This is a genomic window from Rhodococcus yananensis (assembly GCF_020515525.1).
In the GTDB taxonomy this organism is placed as follows: Bacteria; Actinomycetota; Actinomycetes; order Mycobacteriales; family Mycobacteriaceae; genus Rhodococcus; species Rhodococcus yananensis.
The window spans coordinates 30984-46020 of record NZ_JAIYEP010000010.1; the positions used below are offsets into that span (position 1 = coordinate 30984).

13 protein-coding genes are annotated in these 15037 nt (G+C 68.9%); 8 read left to right on the forward strand and 5 right to left on the reverse strand.

Annotated features, from left to right (window positions below):
- The first annotated feature begins 16 nt into the window (after positions 1-16).
- Both LDQ05_RS04220 and LDQ05_RS04225 read left to right on the forward strand, forming a co-directional pair.
- On the forward strand, positions 17-937 hold the full coding sequence (locus LDQ05_RS04220; RefSeq protein WP_226435639.1) for a pseudouridine synthase: 921 nt from the start codon (positions 17-19) through the stop codon (positions 935-937).
- Positions 938-963: 26 nt separating this feature from the next.
- Complete coding sequence (locus LDQ05_RS04225) at positions 964-1470, forward strand: SRPBCC family protein (protein WP_308013161.1); 507 nt, start codon at positions 964-966, stop codon at positions 1468-1470.
- Between the two features lie 46 nt (positions 1471-1516).
- Here LDQ05_RS04225 and LDQ05_RS04230 read toward each other — a convergent pair whose 3' ends face one another.
- Positions 1517-2041 (reverse strand): flavodoxin domain-containing protein, encoded by a 525-nt coding sequence (locus tag LDQ05_RS04230; protein ID WP_226435641.1) that lies wholly within the window; start codon positions 2039-2041, stop codon positions 1517-1519.
- 226 nt (positions 2042-2267) lie between these two features.
- Between LDQ05_RS04230 and LDQ05_RS04235 the strand changes: the two genes are divergently transcribed.
- The 3 genes from LDQ05_RS04235 (at position 2268) to LDQ05_RS04245 (ending at position 5812) form a co-directional block, all read left to right on the forward strand.
- Positions 2268-3785, forward strand: coding sequence for a CYTH and CHAD domain-containing protein (locus LDQ05_RS04235; protein WP_226435642.1), 1518 nt, complete (start codon positions 2268-2270; stop codon positions 3783-3785).
- Positions 3786-3863: 78 nt separating this feature from the next.
- Entirely contained in the window at positions 3864-4856 is a 993-nt protein-coding gene (locus LDQ05_RS04240; protein ID WP_226435643.1) for a zinc-binding alcohol dehydrogenase family protein, read from the forward strand.
- Positions 4857-4918: 62 nt separating this feature from the next.
- A complete protein-coding gene (locus tag LDQ05_RS04245) occupies positions 4919-5812 on the forward strand; it encodes a universal stress protein (RefSeq protein ID WP_226435644.1) in 894 nt (297 codons plus the stop codon).
- 66 nt (positions 5813-5878) lie between these two features.
- Here LDQ05_RS04245 and LDQ05_RS04250 read toward each other — a convergent pair whose 3' ends face one another.
- The 4 genes from LDQ05_RS04250 to LDQ05_RS04265 all read right to left on the reverse strand — a co-directional run bounded on the left by LDQ05_RS04250 (position 5879) and on the right by LDQ05_RS04265 (position 9833).
- Positions 5879-6601 carry a VIT1/CCC1 transporter family protein gene (locus LDQ05_RS04250; protein WP_226435645.1) on the reverse strand — a complete coding sequence of 241 codons (723 nt, stop codon included), beginning with the start codon at positions 6599-6601 and terminating at the stop codon, positions 5879-5881.
- A gap of 110 nt (positions 6602-6711) precedes the next feature.
- Positions 6712-7182, reverse strand: a complete 471-nt coding sequence (locus LDQ05_RS04255; RefSeq protein ID WP_226435646.1) for a MarR family winged helix-turn-helix transcriptional regulator — start codon at positions 7180-7182, stop codon at positions 6712-6714.
- Positions 7183-7204: 22 nt separating this feature from the next.
- Positions 7205-7981: an iron-siderophore ABC transporter substrate-binding protein gene (locus LDQ05_RS04260; RefSeq protein ID WP_308013157.1), complete on the reverse strand. Its 777-nt coding sequence runs from the start codon at positions 7979-7981 to the stop codon at positions 7205-7207.
- Between the two features lie 391 nt (positions 7982-8372).
- Positions 8373-9833, reverse strand: a complete 1461-nt coding sequence (locus tag LDQ05_RS04265; RefSeq protein WP_226435647.1) for a bifunctional aminoglycoside phosphotransferase/ATP-binding protein — start codon at positions 9831-9833, stop codon at positions 8373-8375.
- A gap of 215 nt (positions 9834-10048) precedes the next feature.
- Here LDQ05_RS04265 and LDQ05_RS04270 point away from each other — a divergent pair, with 215 nt between their 5' ends.
- From LDQ05_RS04270 to LDQ05_RS04280, 3 genes are read left to right on the forward strand one after another with little or no spacing between them, the layout of a single operon-like run.
- Positions 10049-12424 carry a glycerol-3-phosphate 1-O-acyltransferase gene (locus LDQ05_RS04270; protein WP_226435648.1) on the forward strand — a complete coding sequence of 792 codons (2376 nt, stop codon included), beginning with the start codon at positions 10049-10051 and terminating at the stop codon, positions 12422-12424.
- Positions 12421-13851: an HAD-IB family hydrolase gene (locus tag LDQ05_RS04275; protein WP_226435649.1), complete on the forward strand. Its 1431-nt coding sequence runs from the start codon at positions 12421-12423 to the stop codon at positions 13849-13851. Before LDQ05_RS04270 ends, LDQ05_RS04275 begins: the two co-directional genes overlap by 4 nt.
- Positions 13851-14978, forward strand: coding sequence for a lysylphosphatidylglycerol synthase transmembrane domain-containing protein (locus LDQ05_RS04280; RefSeq protein ID WP_226435650.1), 1128 nt, complete (start codon positions 13851-13853; stop codon positions 14976-14978). Before LDQ05_RS04275 ends, LDQ05_RS04280 begins: the two co-directional genes overlap by 1 nt.
- The last annotated feature ends 59 nt before the right edge of the window (positions 14979-15037 follow it).

A 15037-nucleotide genomic window follows, 5' to 3' on the forward strand; every position in this document is an offset into this window, starting at 1 on the left:
ACTACGCTGTCGGGACGTGCCCGATGCCCCGCTGCCCGTCCGCGACGGCCTGAACCCGACCCGCCTCCGACTCCCGGAGAACTGCCCGTCGGAAACCGTCGTCGACTACCTGACCAGCAGGTTCCCCGACGACGCCGATCGGCTCACCGAAAAGATCACGGCGGGCGAAGTGGTCTGGGGCGACGGGAGCGCCGTCACCGCGACGAGCCGGTACGTCGCAGGCGCGTTCGTGTTCCTCCACCGTGATCCGCCCGTCGAGGACCGTGTCCCGTTCGAGATCGACGTGCTGTACCGGGACGACTCCGTCCTCGTCGTCGACAAACCGCATTTCCTGCCGACCACGCCGCGCGGGTCGTGGATCACCGAAACCGCGGTGGTGCGGTTGCGGCGCGAGTTCGACCTTCCCGAGTTGACTCCGGCACACCGCCTGGACCGTCTCACCGCGGGTGTTCTGATCTTCACCGTCCGGCGCGAACTGAGACGCCCGTACCAGATGTTGTTCGAGCGACGTCTCGTCACGAAGGAGTACGAGGCCGTGGCCGGTATCCGCCCCGACCTGACGTTCCCGCGCGAACTCCGCAGCCGGATCCGCAAGGATCGCGGTGTGCTGCAGGCCCGCGAGGTGCCCGGCGAACCGAATGCGGTCACGCGGATCGAGGTCGGCGACGTCGACGGCGATCGTGCCCTGTACCGGCTGCGCCCACGCACCGGGAAGACCCACCAACTGCGGGTGCACATGAATTCGCTCGGTGTCCCGATTCTCGGCGACCCGCTCTACCCCGAGGTGTACGACCTTGCGCGCGACGACTTCTCGTCGCCATTGCAGTTGCTGGCACGCTCGGTGGAATTCGACGATCCGATCACGGGTCGGCGGACCCTCTTCACAAGCCGAAGAAACCTGGCAGCATGGACAGCACCGCACCGGGACCGACGCTGACCGCGTCATTCACGTCGGGAGGATCCATGGAACTCGGCAGTATTTCCCGTACCTACGACGGGCGGGTGGCGTTGCGCTTCGAGCGTGAATTCCCACAGGCCCCGGACACCGTCTGGCAGGTCCTCACCGACCCGCAGCGCCTACGCGAATGGTTCCCGGTGAACGCCGATGTCGACCTCACCCCGGGCGCGACGGTGCGTTTCCACCTCGCCGACGACGACCTACGCCGCCGGGTACTCCCCCACGGTCACACGACGTCGGGCACCGTCCTCGTCGTGCAGACGGGGAAGATCCTCGAATTCATGTGGGATTCCGACATCCTGCACTGGGAGTTGACGCCCGACGGATCCGGCGGATGCTGGCTCACCCTCACCCACACCACCGACGACGAGGACGACGCGTACGCCCACGGCGCGGGCTGGCACGCGGGATTCGAGGTGTTCGAAGCCCAGCTGCAGGGCCGCCCCGTCGACTGGTCACCGTCGCAGCGGATGATCGAACTGGCGGAGCACTACCGCGGCCCGGGGGCCTGAACGTCGACGAAACGCCGACGCGTACCGCGCACGAGTCGGGGGGCGGTCAGCCGGGGTGATCGGTCGCGACCCGACCGGAGCGGCGCCGCGCCGTCTGTTCGATGATCTCGGGTGCCCACGCGCCGATGGCGTCCCAGTCGCGGAAATCGCCGATGCGTGCGCCGATGACCCGCGCCACGATGCGTTCACCCGGCCCGAGGACCGACGGGTCGAGTTTGCCGGCGAACATCCGGTGTTCACGGGCGCGGAGCCGCGCGGCGACGTCGGAGATCACGTAGGGCCGGTTCACGGGATGCCCCTGCTCGGCGATCGGACCGGACGAGAAGAGGAACACCGCGCGCCCGCGCAGGTCGGTGGCGAACCTCTCGACGAACTCCCGCGCAGGCCGCAACCAGCGATTGCGGTAGACGGCGCTGCCGACGACGACAGCGTCGTACCCCTGCACCCCGGTCACCCGCTCGGGCGCCACCACGTCGACCTCGGCGCCGTGATGGCGCAGCGCCGCGGCAAGTGCCGTGGCGATCTCGGAGGTGGAGCCGTGCTTGCTGGCCGCCGCCACCAGAATCCTCATCCTCAACCCTTCGGAACTCCCCCCGCGCCCTCCATGATCACCCGCCGATCGCCCGTTTGACCAGGGCACAAGTGCCCATTGACCGGATCGCGTGGATTCCGGCCCGTGATTCACGACATTACGGACGCCGGTTCGGTGGTGGGCGCGCTCGGATCGTGACAGCCTCGACATCGAGGACACCGGGCGGTCCGGGTGTCCGGCCACGAGCAGCCCGACAGGAGCATCGATGTCATCGTCCCCGCAGCCGCCCCGCAGCACCGCAGACGAGATCGAACGCAAGTACGCGGCCACCGCGGGGCAGACGTTACCCGACCTGTCGACCGTGTCCGGCGTCGCATCGATCGACTCCGACGTGGTCGAACTGTCCGCACAGTACTTCGACACCGCGGACCTCGCTCTGCTGCGCGCGAAAATCACCGTGCGGCGTCGCGAGGGCGGCGACGACGCCGGCTGGCACGTGAAGCTGCCCACGGGCACGGACACCCGCACGGAATTGCACGTGCCCCTCACCGACGACGATTCGGTGCCCCCGTCGCTGCTGCGACTGCTGCGGAGCGTGGTCCGCGACGAACCCGTCGCCCTGGCCGCGCTCGTCTCCACGACCCGTGCCCGACAGCGCCTTCGCGACGCGGACGGAGCGCTGCTCGCGGAGGTCGTCGTCGACGACGTGACCGCGGTCCGCGGCGCGGACGACACCGAACTGCACTGGCGTGAGATCGAGGTGGAACTCGCGACCGGCGACATCGCGTTGCTCGACGCCGTCGAGGACCGGCTCGCCGCAGCCGGAATCACCCGGTCGCCGAGCCCGTCGAAGCTCCACCGCGTCCTCGGCGACCTGATCCCTCCGGCCCCGAGGGTGAAGGGGGCGGCCGGATACCTGCGGGAATATCTCGATCACGAACGGCACGTGCTCGCGCTCGCCGACATCGCGGTGCGACGCGACGCGGTCGATGCCGTCCACAGCATGCGCAAGGCCGCACGCCGGCTGCGCAGCGCGGTCCAGACGTACTCGCACGATCTGAATCTCGACACCGCACTCGTCGGAGAACTGCGTTGGCTCGGACAGCGCCTGAGCCCCGCACGCGATCTCGAGGTCCAGCACGAGCGGCTCACCGGCCGGGTCGCGGAGCTTCCGGTGGTGGCGTTCCGGGAGGCGACGCGAGCCCGGATCGACGAGTACTTCACCGCCAAGGCCTCCGCCGCGCGTGTCGAGGCGATCGACACCCTCGATTCGGGGCGCTATCTCGAGCTGCTGCGGTCGCTCGACGCGCTGATCGACGGCCTCGCCGAACCCGACGGTCGCGAGCAGGGCGGGCACCGACCGAAGCCGGCGGAGCTGACCCGGTCCGCGGAGACGGTGGCGGGGAAGGTCGCGAAACGGGTCGCGAAGGTGTCGCGGACCGACGATCCGGTCGAACGGGACGAGCGGATGCACCGCGCCCGCAAGGGCGCCAAGCGGCTGCGCTACGCCATCGAGGTGATCTCCCCGCTGCATCCGAAACGCGCCGCTCGGGCCCTCGACCGGTTCGACGAGTTCCAGGATCTGCTCGGTGAGTTCCAGGATTCGGTGGTCGCCCGCGACCATCTCGTCGACATGGCGTCCGAACAGGGACATGCCGCCGAGTCCAGTTTCGGGCTGGGCATCCTGCATCGGATCGAGGCCGAGATCGGGGAGCAGCAGGCCCACCGGGTCGAAGGGGCGTGGCAGCGGGCCCACCGGGCGGCCCGCCGCCTGTGGACGTGACGTCGTGCGACGTCACCGAGCCGTGCGCACTTCTGGTAGCTCCGACTACCAGAAGTGCGCACGGGAAGGGAGGGCACCATGAGGGCGTGGCGCGTCGCCGTTCCCGGCCCGATCACGACACATCCGCTGCGGGCCGTCGACGAACCCGTGCCGGAACCGACCACCGGTGAGCTCCTCGTCCGCGTGCTCGCCTGCGGGGTGTGCCGCACCGACCTACACGTCGCCGAAGGTGATCTGGCGGTGCACCGCCCGCACGTCGTGCCCGGTCACGAGGTCGTCGGCGAGATCGTCGGGGGCGATCTCGGGTCGCACCGCATCGGTGATCGTGTGGGCGTGCCGTGGTTGCGTTCCACGTGCGGACACTGCCGGTACTGCCGACGCGGACACGAGAACCTTTGCCCCGCTTCGCTGTACACGGGTTGGGATGCGGACGGCGGCTACGCCGAGTACACGACCGTCCCCCGCGACTACGCACTCCCGTTGCCGTCCGGGTACACCGCCGAGGAACTGGCTCCGCTGCTGTGCGCGGGGATCATCGGGTACCGGTCGCTGCTGCGCGCCGAACTCCCCGACGGCGGTGTGCTGGGTCTGTACGGGTTCGGGGGCAGCGCGCACATCACGGCGCAGGTCGCGCTCGCGGGCGGCGCCCGCGTGCACGTGATGACCCGCGGCGAACAGGCGCAACGGCTCGCACTGGAACTGGGGGCGTCGTCGGCACAGGGCGCGTACGACGAGCCGCCGGAACACCTCGATTCGGCGATCCTGTTCGCACCCGTCGGCGACCTCGTCCCCACGGCCCTGTCCGCGCTCGGCTCCGGCGGCACCCTCGCGATCGCAGGGATCCATCTCACCGATGTCCCGCAGTTGAACTACCAACGGCATCTGTTCCGCGAGCGGCAGATCCGCAGCGTCACCTCCAATACTCGCGACGACGCGCACGCGTTCCTCGGCTTCGCGGCGCGGCACCGCATCCACGTGACCACGACGCCGTATCCACTCGCTCGCGCCGACCGGGCGTTGACGGATCTCGCGGCGGGCCGATTCCCCGGCGCCGCCGTCCTCGTGGCGTAACGTGACAACCGAGGCCGACACCGGCTCACCGGTTCTCGACCACCTTCAGGAAAGGACGTTCGATGAGCACACCGAGCACCCGTAAGGCCGTCGTCGCAGGCGTCGACGGCTCCGACACCGCCGCTGCGGCCGCCCGGTGGGCCGGCGCCGTCGCCGCCCGCATCGACGCACCACTGCACCTCGTGCATTCGATGCCGAGCGAGGGCATCTTCTACAGCGAGGCCGCGGTCCTGATCCAGTCGCAGATGATGGACCAGCTCCGCAAGGACGGCGAGAAGGTCCTCGCCGACGTCGCCGATCTCGTCCGCGCCGACCACCCCGACGTCGAGGTCCAGAGCTTCATCGGCCCCGGCCCTGCCGCGTCCGCGGTGCTCGAGGCCGCCGACGATGCGCGTGTCGCCGTGCTCGGCGCGACCGGCGCCGGCGCGATCGAGAACTTCCTGCTGGGCTCCACCGTGGTTCGTGTCGCGAATCACGCCTCGTGCCCGGTGGTGGTGTGGCGCGGCGACACCTCGAATCCGCTTCCCGATCACCGGCCCGTCGTCGTCGGTGTCGACGGGAGCGAACTGTCCAGCACCGCAGTGCGTTACGCATTCGAGTATGCGCAGCTGTTCGGCACTCCACTCATCGCGGTGCACTCGTGGATCGGCGACGCTGCGCTCGGTGTCGGCGCCACCGCTGCACTCGTCGACTGGGACGCGGTCGCGGAATCGGAGTCCGCGGTCCTCGCCGAGTCGCTCGCCGGATGGCACGAGAAGTACCCGGACGTCGAGGTGCGCCGCGTGATCGATCGCGGTCCCGCCGCGAAGGTTCTGCTGTCGCACCTGCCCGATGCCCAGCTCGCGGTCGTCGGAAGTCACGGACGCAACCAGTTCACCGCGGCCCTGCTGGGTTCGACGAGCCAGAACCTGCTGCACAACGCTCCGTGCCCGGTCCTGGTGGCCCGCAAGATCTGATCCTCCGAGCGAGTTCCGCACGCCCACGCGCCCGTTCGGCGCGTGGGCGTCTCCGTGTCGACGGGATCAGATCACCACTCCGACGAGGCCACCGACGCCGTACGTGACGACCATCGCGAGTGCACCGCCGATCACCACCCGCGCGACGGCCCGCCCTCGACGGGCGCCCCCGAGCCACGCGCTGATCGTTCCGGTCGCGGCGAGCGCGAGCAGCACGGCCACGAACGTCACCGGAATCCGGACGGTCTCGGTGGCGAGGACGATCACCAGGAGCGGCACGAGGGCCCCGAGCGTGAACGACACCGCCGACGACAGCGCCGCCGCCCACGGGTTCACCAGCTCGGCCGGACGGATACCCAACTCCACCTCGGCGTGTGCGGCGAGCGCGTCGTGGTCGGTGAGCTCCCGGGCAGCGATCCCCGCCGTGTCCCGGCTCATCCCTTTGCTTTCGAGCAGATCGGTGAGTTCTTCGAGCTCGGCCTCCGGCATCACCGCCAGTTCGTGTCGTTCGGTGCGCAATGCAGCCCGTTCCGTGTCGCGTTGCGTACTCACCGACACGTACTCGCCGAGCGCCATCGACACGGCGCCGGCGGCCAGTCCCGCGGCTCCCGCCGCGAGGATGGTCGGGCGGTCCGTGGTGGCGGCCGCGACACCGACGACGAGCCCCGCGGTGGACACGATGCCGTCGTTGGCGCCGAGTACCCCCGCGCGCAGCCAGTTCAGCTTCGCGGCGAGCCCACCGCCCGAGTGCGGTTCGGTGTCGTGCGGGGCGACTCCGGCAGCGTCCATACCGCCAGGCTAGGACCGAAATCCGGTTTGCGACAGCACGGTCAGCCTCACCTCACCGCGAGGTCCCGTCGCCGCGGATCGGGTTCTCGGACGTCCACGGCCGGTCCGCGCTACGCGCGCCCGACGGGTGAATGTGTCCGCAGGGACGTGTTGACGCGGTCGAGAACGGACAGCGCATCCGCCAAGGTGCCGAGGTCACCGGGTCGGAGCCGATGCAGTTCTGCTGCCAGCACGTTCACTCGACGTTCCGCGCGTCGGTCGCGGCGCTCGGCGCGCGTGTCCGCGACCGTCAGTGTGCTCACCCGACGGTCCGCGGGATCCGGTGCACGGACGAGCAGCCCCTTGCCCTCGAGGGTTCGCACCAGGGTGCTGACCGTGTTCGGTCGCAGGGACAGCCTGCGCGCAATCTGACCGATGCGCGTTCCGGGGTGGTCGGCCACGTCGCGGAGGACCTCGGACTGGGCTTCGGGGAGGGTCTCGTCGCTGCCGGAGGAATCCATGTATTCACGCAGTGCCCGACGTAGTTCGAAGGCGGCATCGATCGTCCTGCGGGCCAGTTCGTCCGGCCTGTGGTCGCTCATACGGGCATTCTTCCCGACCCGGTCACCCTTGCTGCAGGGTGTCCTCCAGGACGTCGAGCACCTGCCGTGCGGCGGTTGGGCCGGTGTTGAGGTAGAAGACGTCGTCGTCGACCTGGACGGCCCGACCGGCCTGCACCGCCTGTAGTCCGGACCACAACGGCGCACCGGTCAGCGCCGACGCGTCGCCGCCCTGGACGCCGTAGAAGATCCGGTCCGCGTCGGCGAGAGTCAGTTCCTCGGCACTGATGTCGCGGGAGGTCTCGTCGAACTCCTGGGATTCGGGCCGTGCGAGCCCCGCGTCCTGTGCGATGCTTCCGGTGAACGACGGCACACCGAAGACACGCATACGATCACCGTTCATCCGGGTGAACGAGACCGTCGGAACCGATTCGAGTGTTTCGCCGAGTTCAGCCGCGTCCGAATTGAATTCGTCGAGCATGGCGGATGCCTGGTCGAAACGGCCGAGTGCGTCGGCGGCGAGCAGGAAGTCCTGCTTCCAATACACCCCGGTTCCCTGCGTCGCGACGGTCGGGGCTATCGCCGACAGCCGCGAGTACAACGCGTCGGCGTCCTTGCCGGCGGTGTTCATGAGGATCAGATCGGGTTGCAGGTTCGCGATGGCTTCGAAGTTCGGTTCGAACCTGCCACCTGCATCGACGACAGCGGCGAGTTCGGTTGCGTACTGCGGATACGCGTCGATGAGGTAGCGCGGAATCAGGTCGGCTCCGTCGCCCCGCGTGGACGCGGCGGGGACGACGCCGAGGGACAGCAACGCGTCGGCCTGACCGGTGGAGATCACGACGACCCGTTCCGGCTGAGCACCGATGACAGTCTCTCCCGCGAAATGAACCACAGTGCGCGGGAATTCGCCGTCCGATTGCCCGCTGCCCATTCCCTCCGGGACTGTCCGCGGAGCCACGAATCCGCCACTGACGGGCGGCGGGGTCACGGTGTCGACGGTCGACGTCGAGCCCTGCCCGCTCGAACAGGCCGCAAGCGCGAACGCGAGGGCCGCTATCCCGATCGATGCGGACCGCACCGTTCCGCGGCGGATGGTTGTGTGTCGTACGAACATCGCTCTTTCCGTCCATGAGGCCGCCGCCGAGAATCGAACCCGACGACTTCAGTAAGGCTATCCTCGCAACACGATGTCATATACTTCTTACTCAGATACACTTTCGTGATCCCGGTCACCATCCACCGACTCCGACGATCCGATCGAGCAGTTCGTCTCCGGGCATCGCCCCTTCGCTCGTGTCGAACCGTGTCGCCCCGGGCCATTCGTGGCGGCGATGCAGTTGCTCGTCGAGCACCGCGGGTGTCGCGTCGGAGGCGTCGTCACCCCGCTCGACCCGATCCCGGATTCGTCGCAGCAGCACCGCCGGATCCGCGATGCACTCGATCTCGACGGAGTCGGCGACCGCACGCTCGCCGAGCCGCCGCGCCGCCACGCGCTGCGGCTCCTCGAGCCACGTGGCATCCAACACCACGGATTCGCCGTGGGTGAGCAGGGTTTCGGTGCGGCGCAACAGTTCGTCGTAGGTGGCGGCGGTGTGCTCGGGCGAGTAGAGGCCCGTGTGCAGGCCGTCGCCGGTGCGGTCGGTCGGTGCGAGACCCGCCAACTCCTTGCGCACCACATCGCTGCGCAACACCGTCGCACCCAGCCGCTCGCCCACGAGACGGGCCAGTGTGGTCTTGCCCGTCGCGGTGATGCCACCGACGAGCACGAGCCGCACCCGCCCCCGATCGAGATTGCGGGCGACCTGCGCGACGAACGCGGCCGCCACCTCCCGCGACGCCTCGTCTCCCTGCTCGTGACGCAGAGCCGTGACCTTCGCTCGGACCAACGCCCGGTACGCGATGAAATGGTGCAGCAGCGACGCGGGCGGACGGTCACCGGAATACTCCGCGTACGCGGTGAGCAACCGGCGCGCCGCACCGACGGCACCGAGTCGTTCGAGATCCATCGCGAGGAACGCGAGATCGAGGGCGCCGTCGCCGTACCGGAGTTCGTCGTCGAACTCGAGACAGTCGATGATGCGGGGACCGTCGTCGAGGCAGAACACGTCGTCGGCGAGGAGATCTCCGTGCCCGTCGACGGCGCGGCCCGCGGCGATACGGTCGGTGAACAGCACGCCCCGTCCCGCGAGATACCGGTGGGCGGCCGATCGGATTCCGGTGAGCGCGTCCGGCAGGTCCCGCCCGACGGGCAACCGCTCGAGGTGATCGAGGTTCGCCGTCCACAATCCCGCCACGAACTCCCGCGACGCACACCGGTCGATCGCGGGATCGCGCGGCGAGGCCGCGTGCAACTCCGCGATCCGACGTGCGATCTCCGTCACGATCTCGTCGACGTGCTCGCCACGCCCGACGAGCGCAGCCAGCCGACGGTCGTCGGCCAGCCGCACCATCTCGACGAGGTGCTCGCACACCGCACCGTCGGGGCCGTGCACATCGGCGACACCGAGATAGATGTCGGGGGCGAGCCGACGGTTGAGTTCGACCTCGCGGTGGCACGCGACCTCCCGAGCCCGACGCGTGCGATTGTCGAGAAATTCGAGGTCCAAGGGTTTCTTCATCTTGTACACACGGTCCCCCACGAAGAACACCACCGACGTGTGGGTCTCCCGCACCTGCGCGTATCCGGCCACCGCTGCCTCCCCGGCACTCGCCCGGTCGTGTCGTGCCCATTGTCCACGCCCCGCCCCCACCCGTGTCCACAACCCGCTCACCGTCCGCTCACCACCCGAACCCACGGCCGGACCGCACCGGCGAGTTGTCCCGTTGACCCGAGACGACGGTGTCGAGACGGTAGTTTGCTGATCATCGGGGCACACAGCAGAGCACGGAACGGGGTGGGAGCGACATGACCGGCGACGAACACGACGACACCGAGGGGGTACCGGTGGTGGTGGTCGCGGCAACCACCACGCGGATCGAACGCGACCTGATCGACCGGTGGCTCCGTTCCGACGATGCCCCGACGATCTCCCCGACGACAACGCCCGCGCTCCCGCTCGACTCACGGGTACTCGAGACGGAACTCGTCACCCGCACCGACGATCCCCTGGTCCTGCCGGTGCGGGTCGTGTGGTTCCCCGCGGAACGCGACGGCGCGCGCCGGGTCCGTTTCTCCGATGCCCTCGCACTGACCAACCCGCGCAACCCCAACCGGTTCCTGCAGAAATGGCTGGTCGGACGCTCCCCCGACCGGCATCGGGTCGTCGTCGCCGAACCCGCGCGCCTGGACGATCTTCGTGCCCGCCTCGTCGAGGACGGCGGCGACCCCGATCCGGCGTCGCTGTCCCGATACATCACCCACCGGGCAGTGGTGGCCCTGGAACGGGCCGAACGCGCCGTCATCGGCGACCGCTACAAGGTACCGCGGCTGGTGGCGGAGCAGATCATGGACTCGGCAGCGTTCCGGAAGCGTCTCGACGCGATCGCGGTGGAGCACCGGCTGCCACGCGACGACGTCGAGGCCCGGGCCCGCACGGCGCTCGGCGAGTTGGTGGCCGTCCAGTCGCGCCTGGTGACGGACCTGTTCACCCAGGCGATGAGACCGCTGCATTCGTCGGCGTGGACCGTCCACGCCGACACATCCGGGCTGACACGGCTGCGGGAACTCAACCGCACCCATCCGCTGGTGTTCCTGCCGTCGCACCGTTCGTATGCCGATGCGTTCGTGCTCGGGGACATCCTCGCCAACAATGATTTTCCGGGCAACCATCTCATGGGTGGCGCGAATCTGACGTTCTGGCCGATCGGCCCGATCGCCAGGCGCACCGGAACGGTGTTCATCCGTCGAAGCTTCGGCGAGGACGCGGTGTACAAGGCGTCCCTCGAGGAATACTTCGCGTTCCTGCTGAGCAAACGATTCAACCTCGAGTGGTACTTCGAGGGCGGACGCACCCGCACCGGCAAGCTCCGGATCCCCCGGTACGGGCTGTTGAACTACGTCGCGAACGCACTTCGCCGCAAACGGGTCGACGACGCCATGCTCGTACCAGTGTCGATCACCTACGAGGGACTCGCCGAGGTCGCGGCGGTCGCGGCGGAACAGACCGGGACGGCGAAGAAGCCGGAGGGTCTGACGTGGCTGGCCCGGTACGCACGCAATCAGCAACGTCGCGCCGGAAACGTGTACGTCCGGTTCGGGGAACCGTTGTCGATGCGGGCCTCGCTGACCGCGGCCGGGGACCCGGACCTCACCGACACGGACACGGAGACAGACACCGGCACCGGCACCGGCACGACCGTTCCGGCATCCGACGCCCGCGACCGTCGCCGCAAGGCTCTGCAGAAGGTCGCGTTCGAGATCGCCGTCGGGATCAACCGGAACACCCCGGTGACCGTGAACTGCCTCGTCACGCTCGCGCTGCTGGGTGTGCGTGATCGTGCGCTGACGGTCTCGGAGGTGCGTGCGGTCGTCGCACCGGTCCGGCGGTATCTGGACCGGCGCGACGTGCCGCAGGGCACCCTGCGGGTCCTCGACGTCGAAGGCGGCCTCGAGCAGGTGTTGGCGTCGCTCACCGACGTGGGTGTGGTGACGACGTACGCGGGCGGGGTGGAGCCGGTGTACTCGATCCAACGCGGCCAGCACCTGGTCGCCGCGTTCTACCGCAACAGCGGCGTGCACTGGTTCGTCAACCGGGCGATCCTCGAGCTGTCGGCACTGCACGCCCGCTCCGTGACCGACACCGATCCGGTGACCGCCGGGTGGGAACGGTGCAAGGACCTGCGGGACCTGCTCAAATTCGAGTTCTTCTTCCCCGACCGCGACACGTTCGAGGCAGAGATGCGCGACGAACTCGAGCTGCTCGGCACGGGGTGGGGGCAACGTCCCCCGGGCCCGGATGCGGTGCTGTCGGCCCTCGTCGAGACCGGTTTCTTCATGTCGCATCGCACACTGCGGTCGTTCTTCGACGCCCAACTCGTCGTCGCCGAAAGGTTGACGGCGCGCGATCCCGCGCTGGAGATCGACCGGTCGGCCTTCTTGGAGGAGTGCGTCGCCGTGGGGCAACAGATGCTGCTCCAGGGCCGCCTCTACGGCCCGGAGTCCGTATCCTCTGAGCTGTTCGCCGCGGCGCTGGAGCTGGCCCGCAACCGGGGTCTGCTCGACCGGGACGACGAGGCGGTCGCCGAGAAGCGGCGCGTCTTCGCGGCCCAGCTACTGGCCGTCGGCGAGCACGTCGAGCTCGCCGAGTCGCTCGACGTGTCGAACAGGAAGGCGGAACGGTGAACATCGGGCAGGCACTGGAACGCGTGCGCACGGGACCTCAGGGGCCCCGGGTCGCGGCGTTCTTCGATTTCGACGGCACGATCGTGCACGGCTTCTCGGGGGTGCACTTCTTCCGGGACCGACTGTTGGCGGGCAAGGTCAGCGCCGCCGAACTCGCCGGGACGATGATCAACGGCCTGCGCGGCACCGACAGCGAGGCGGACTTCGAACGGTTCGTCGCGGTCGCCTTCAAGGCGTGGCGGGGACACACGGAACAGGAACTGTACGAGATCGGCGAACGGCTGTTCGCGTCGACGATCGCCGGTCACCTGTATCCGGAAGCATGGCAGCTGATCGCCGCGCATCGCGAGGCCGGGCACACCGTCGTCATCGCGTCGTCGGCGTCGCGCTACCAGATCCAGGCCGCCGCCGACGCGCTCGGCGTCGAGCACATCCTGTTCACACCGCTCGAGGTCGTCGACGGCGTCCTCACCGGAAAGGTGGACGGAAAGTCGTTGTGGCGCAGTGGAAAGGCCGAAGCAACGCGCGCCTTCATCGACTCCCACGACATCCTCGCGGACGACAGCTACACCTATTCCAACGGCGGCGAGGACGCCGAGTTCCTCTCCGAAACCGGACACCCCACCCCCACCAACCCCGACGGAACACTCGAACGCATTGCGCGCAAACGGAACTGGCCGATTCTCCGGTTCCGCCCGCGGGGCACACCCGGCGCGAAGGAGGTCGTCCGCACCGCCGCCGCGTACGCGGGCATGATCGGCTCGGTGTGGACCGGAATCGGGCTGGGGCTGGTGAATCGCAGCCGCAAGGTGGCCCTGGACTCCATGCTCGGCATCGGCTCGGACGTCTCGCTCGCGCTCGCGGGGATCGACGTGCGGGTCTCCGGTGAAGCGAACGCGTGGGTGCGGCGCCCCGCAGTGTTCGTCTTCAACCACCAGAGCCAACTCGACCCCGTGATCCTCGCGAAGGTGCTGCGCCAGGATTTCACGGGCGTCACCAAACAGGAGATGGCGAACGATCCGCTGTTCGGACCGCTGCTGCGCTTCGTCGGCACCGCCTTCGTCGACCGGCAGAACACCGAACGCGCCGTCGCCGCGCTCGGCCCCGTCGTCGACACCCTCCGCGAGGGCATGTCCGTGGTCGTCGCGCCCGAGGGAACCCGGTCGCTGACCCCGCAGATCGGGCGCTTCAAGAAGGGCGCGTTCCGGATCGCGATGGAGGCCGGAGTGCCCGTCGTGCCGGTGGTGATCCGCAACGCCGGCGAGATGCTCTGGAAGCATTCGACACTGGTTCGCTCGGGGATCGTCGACGTTGCGGTGCTCGATCCGATCGATGTCGGTGACTGGACTCTCGACGACCTCGCAACGCATATCGCGGACGTCGAGGAACTCTTCCGCGCGACCCTCACGAACTGGCCGGAGGAGTGATGTCCACCGACGACGGTGCCGAAGACCAGGGCCGCACGGGGCGCGACGAGACCGCGGACAACGGCAACGGTACCTCGTCGGCGTTGACCCCGGCCCGCAAGCGCTACCTCAAGTGGGCGATCGGCATCCTGCTCGTCGTGGTACTCACGGTCGAGGCGATCCTCGTGTGGCCCGAGATCAGCGACAGCGTCCGCAATCTCGGTGACCTCAACTGGTTCTGGGTGGTCGCGGCGGTCGCCGCGTCCGTCATGGAGATGACGAGCTTCGCGAGCGTGCAACGCGTCCTGCTGTCCGCGGCGGGAGTGAAAGTGTTGCAACGCCAGTCATTGTCGGTCGCGTTGGCATCGAACTCGATGAGCGTCACGTTGCCCGGCGGGCCGGTCGTCGGGACCACGTTCACGTACCGGCAGATGCGTAAATGGGGCGCGACCCCGGTGGTCGCGACGTGGCAGCTGGTGATGGCCGGACTGCTGCAGGCGGCGGGTCTGGCGCTGCTCGGCCTCGTCGGGGCACTCCTGATCGGAGCCACGACGAACCCGTTCTCCCTGATCTTCTCCATCGGCGGGCTCGTCGCATTCCTCGTCCTCATCCAGTACGCGGCGAGCAATCCCGGCTCGCTCGAGTCGATCGGCCTGATCACATTGCGCGGTTTCAACCGCCTGCGCAAGAAGTCCGCCGACGCCGGCGCCCGCGCGTGGAAGCGAATCGTCGATCAGCTCGGTGCCGTGCAACTGGACCGCCCGCACGCGGTCCGTGCCTTCAGCTGGTCGATCTTCAACTGGTTGTGCGACGGGGCGTGTCTCGCGTTCGCCGCGTACGCGGTGGGCGGAACACCGAGCCTCGCGGGCATCGCCGTCGCCTACGCGGCCGGCACCGCGACGAGTCGCGCGATCCCTCTGCTTCCCGCCGGACTGGGTGTGATGGACGCGGTGCTCGTGCCCGCGTTGACGGCGAGCGGGATGAGCGCGGCCCAGGCCCTGTCGGCGGTGGTGGTGTACCGGCTGATCAGCTTCCTGCTCATCGCGGTCATCGGCTGGGTGGTGTTCGCGTTCCGGTATCGCGGCAATCCGGAGGACGAGGGCGACGACGATCCGGGTCCGGCGCTCGACAAGCTCTGGGAGGACTGAGCACCGACCCGTGCGCTCTTCCGGTGGTCGGGGCTACCAGAAGTGCGCACGGGGGTGGG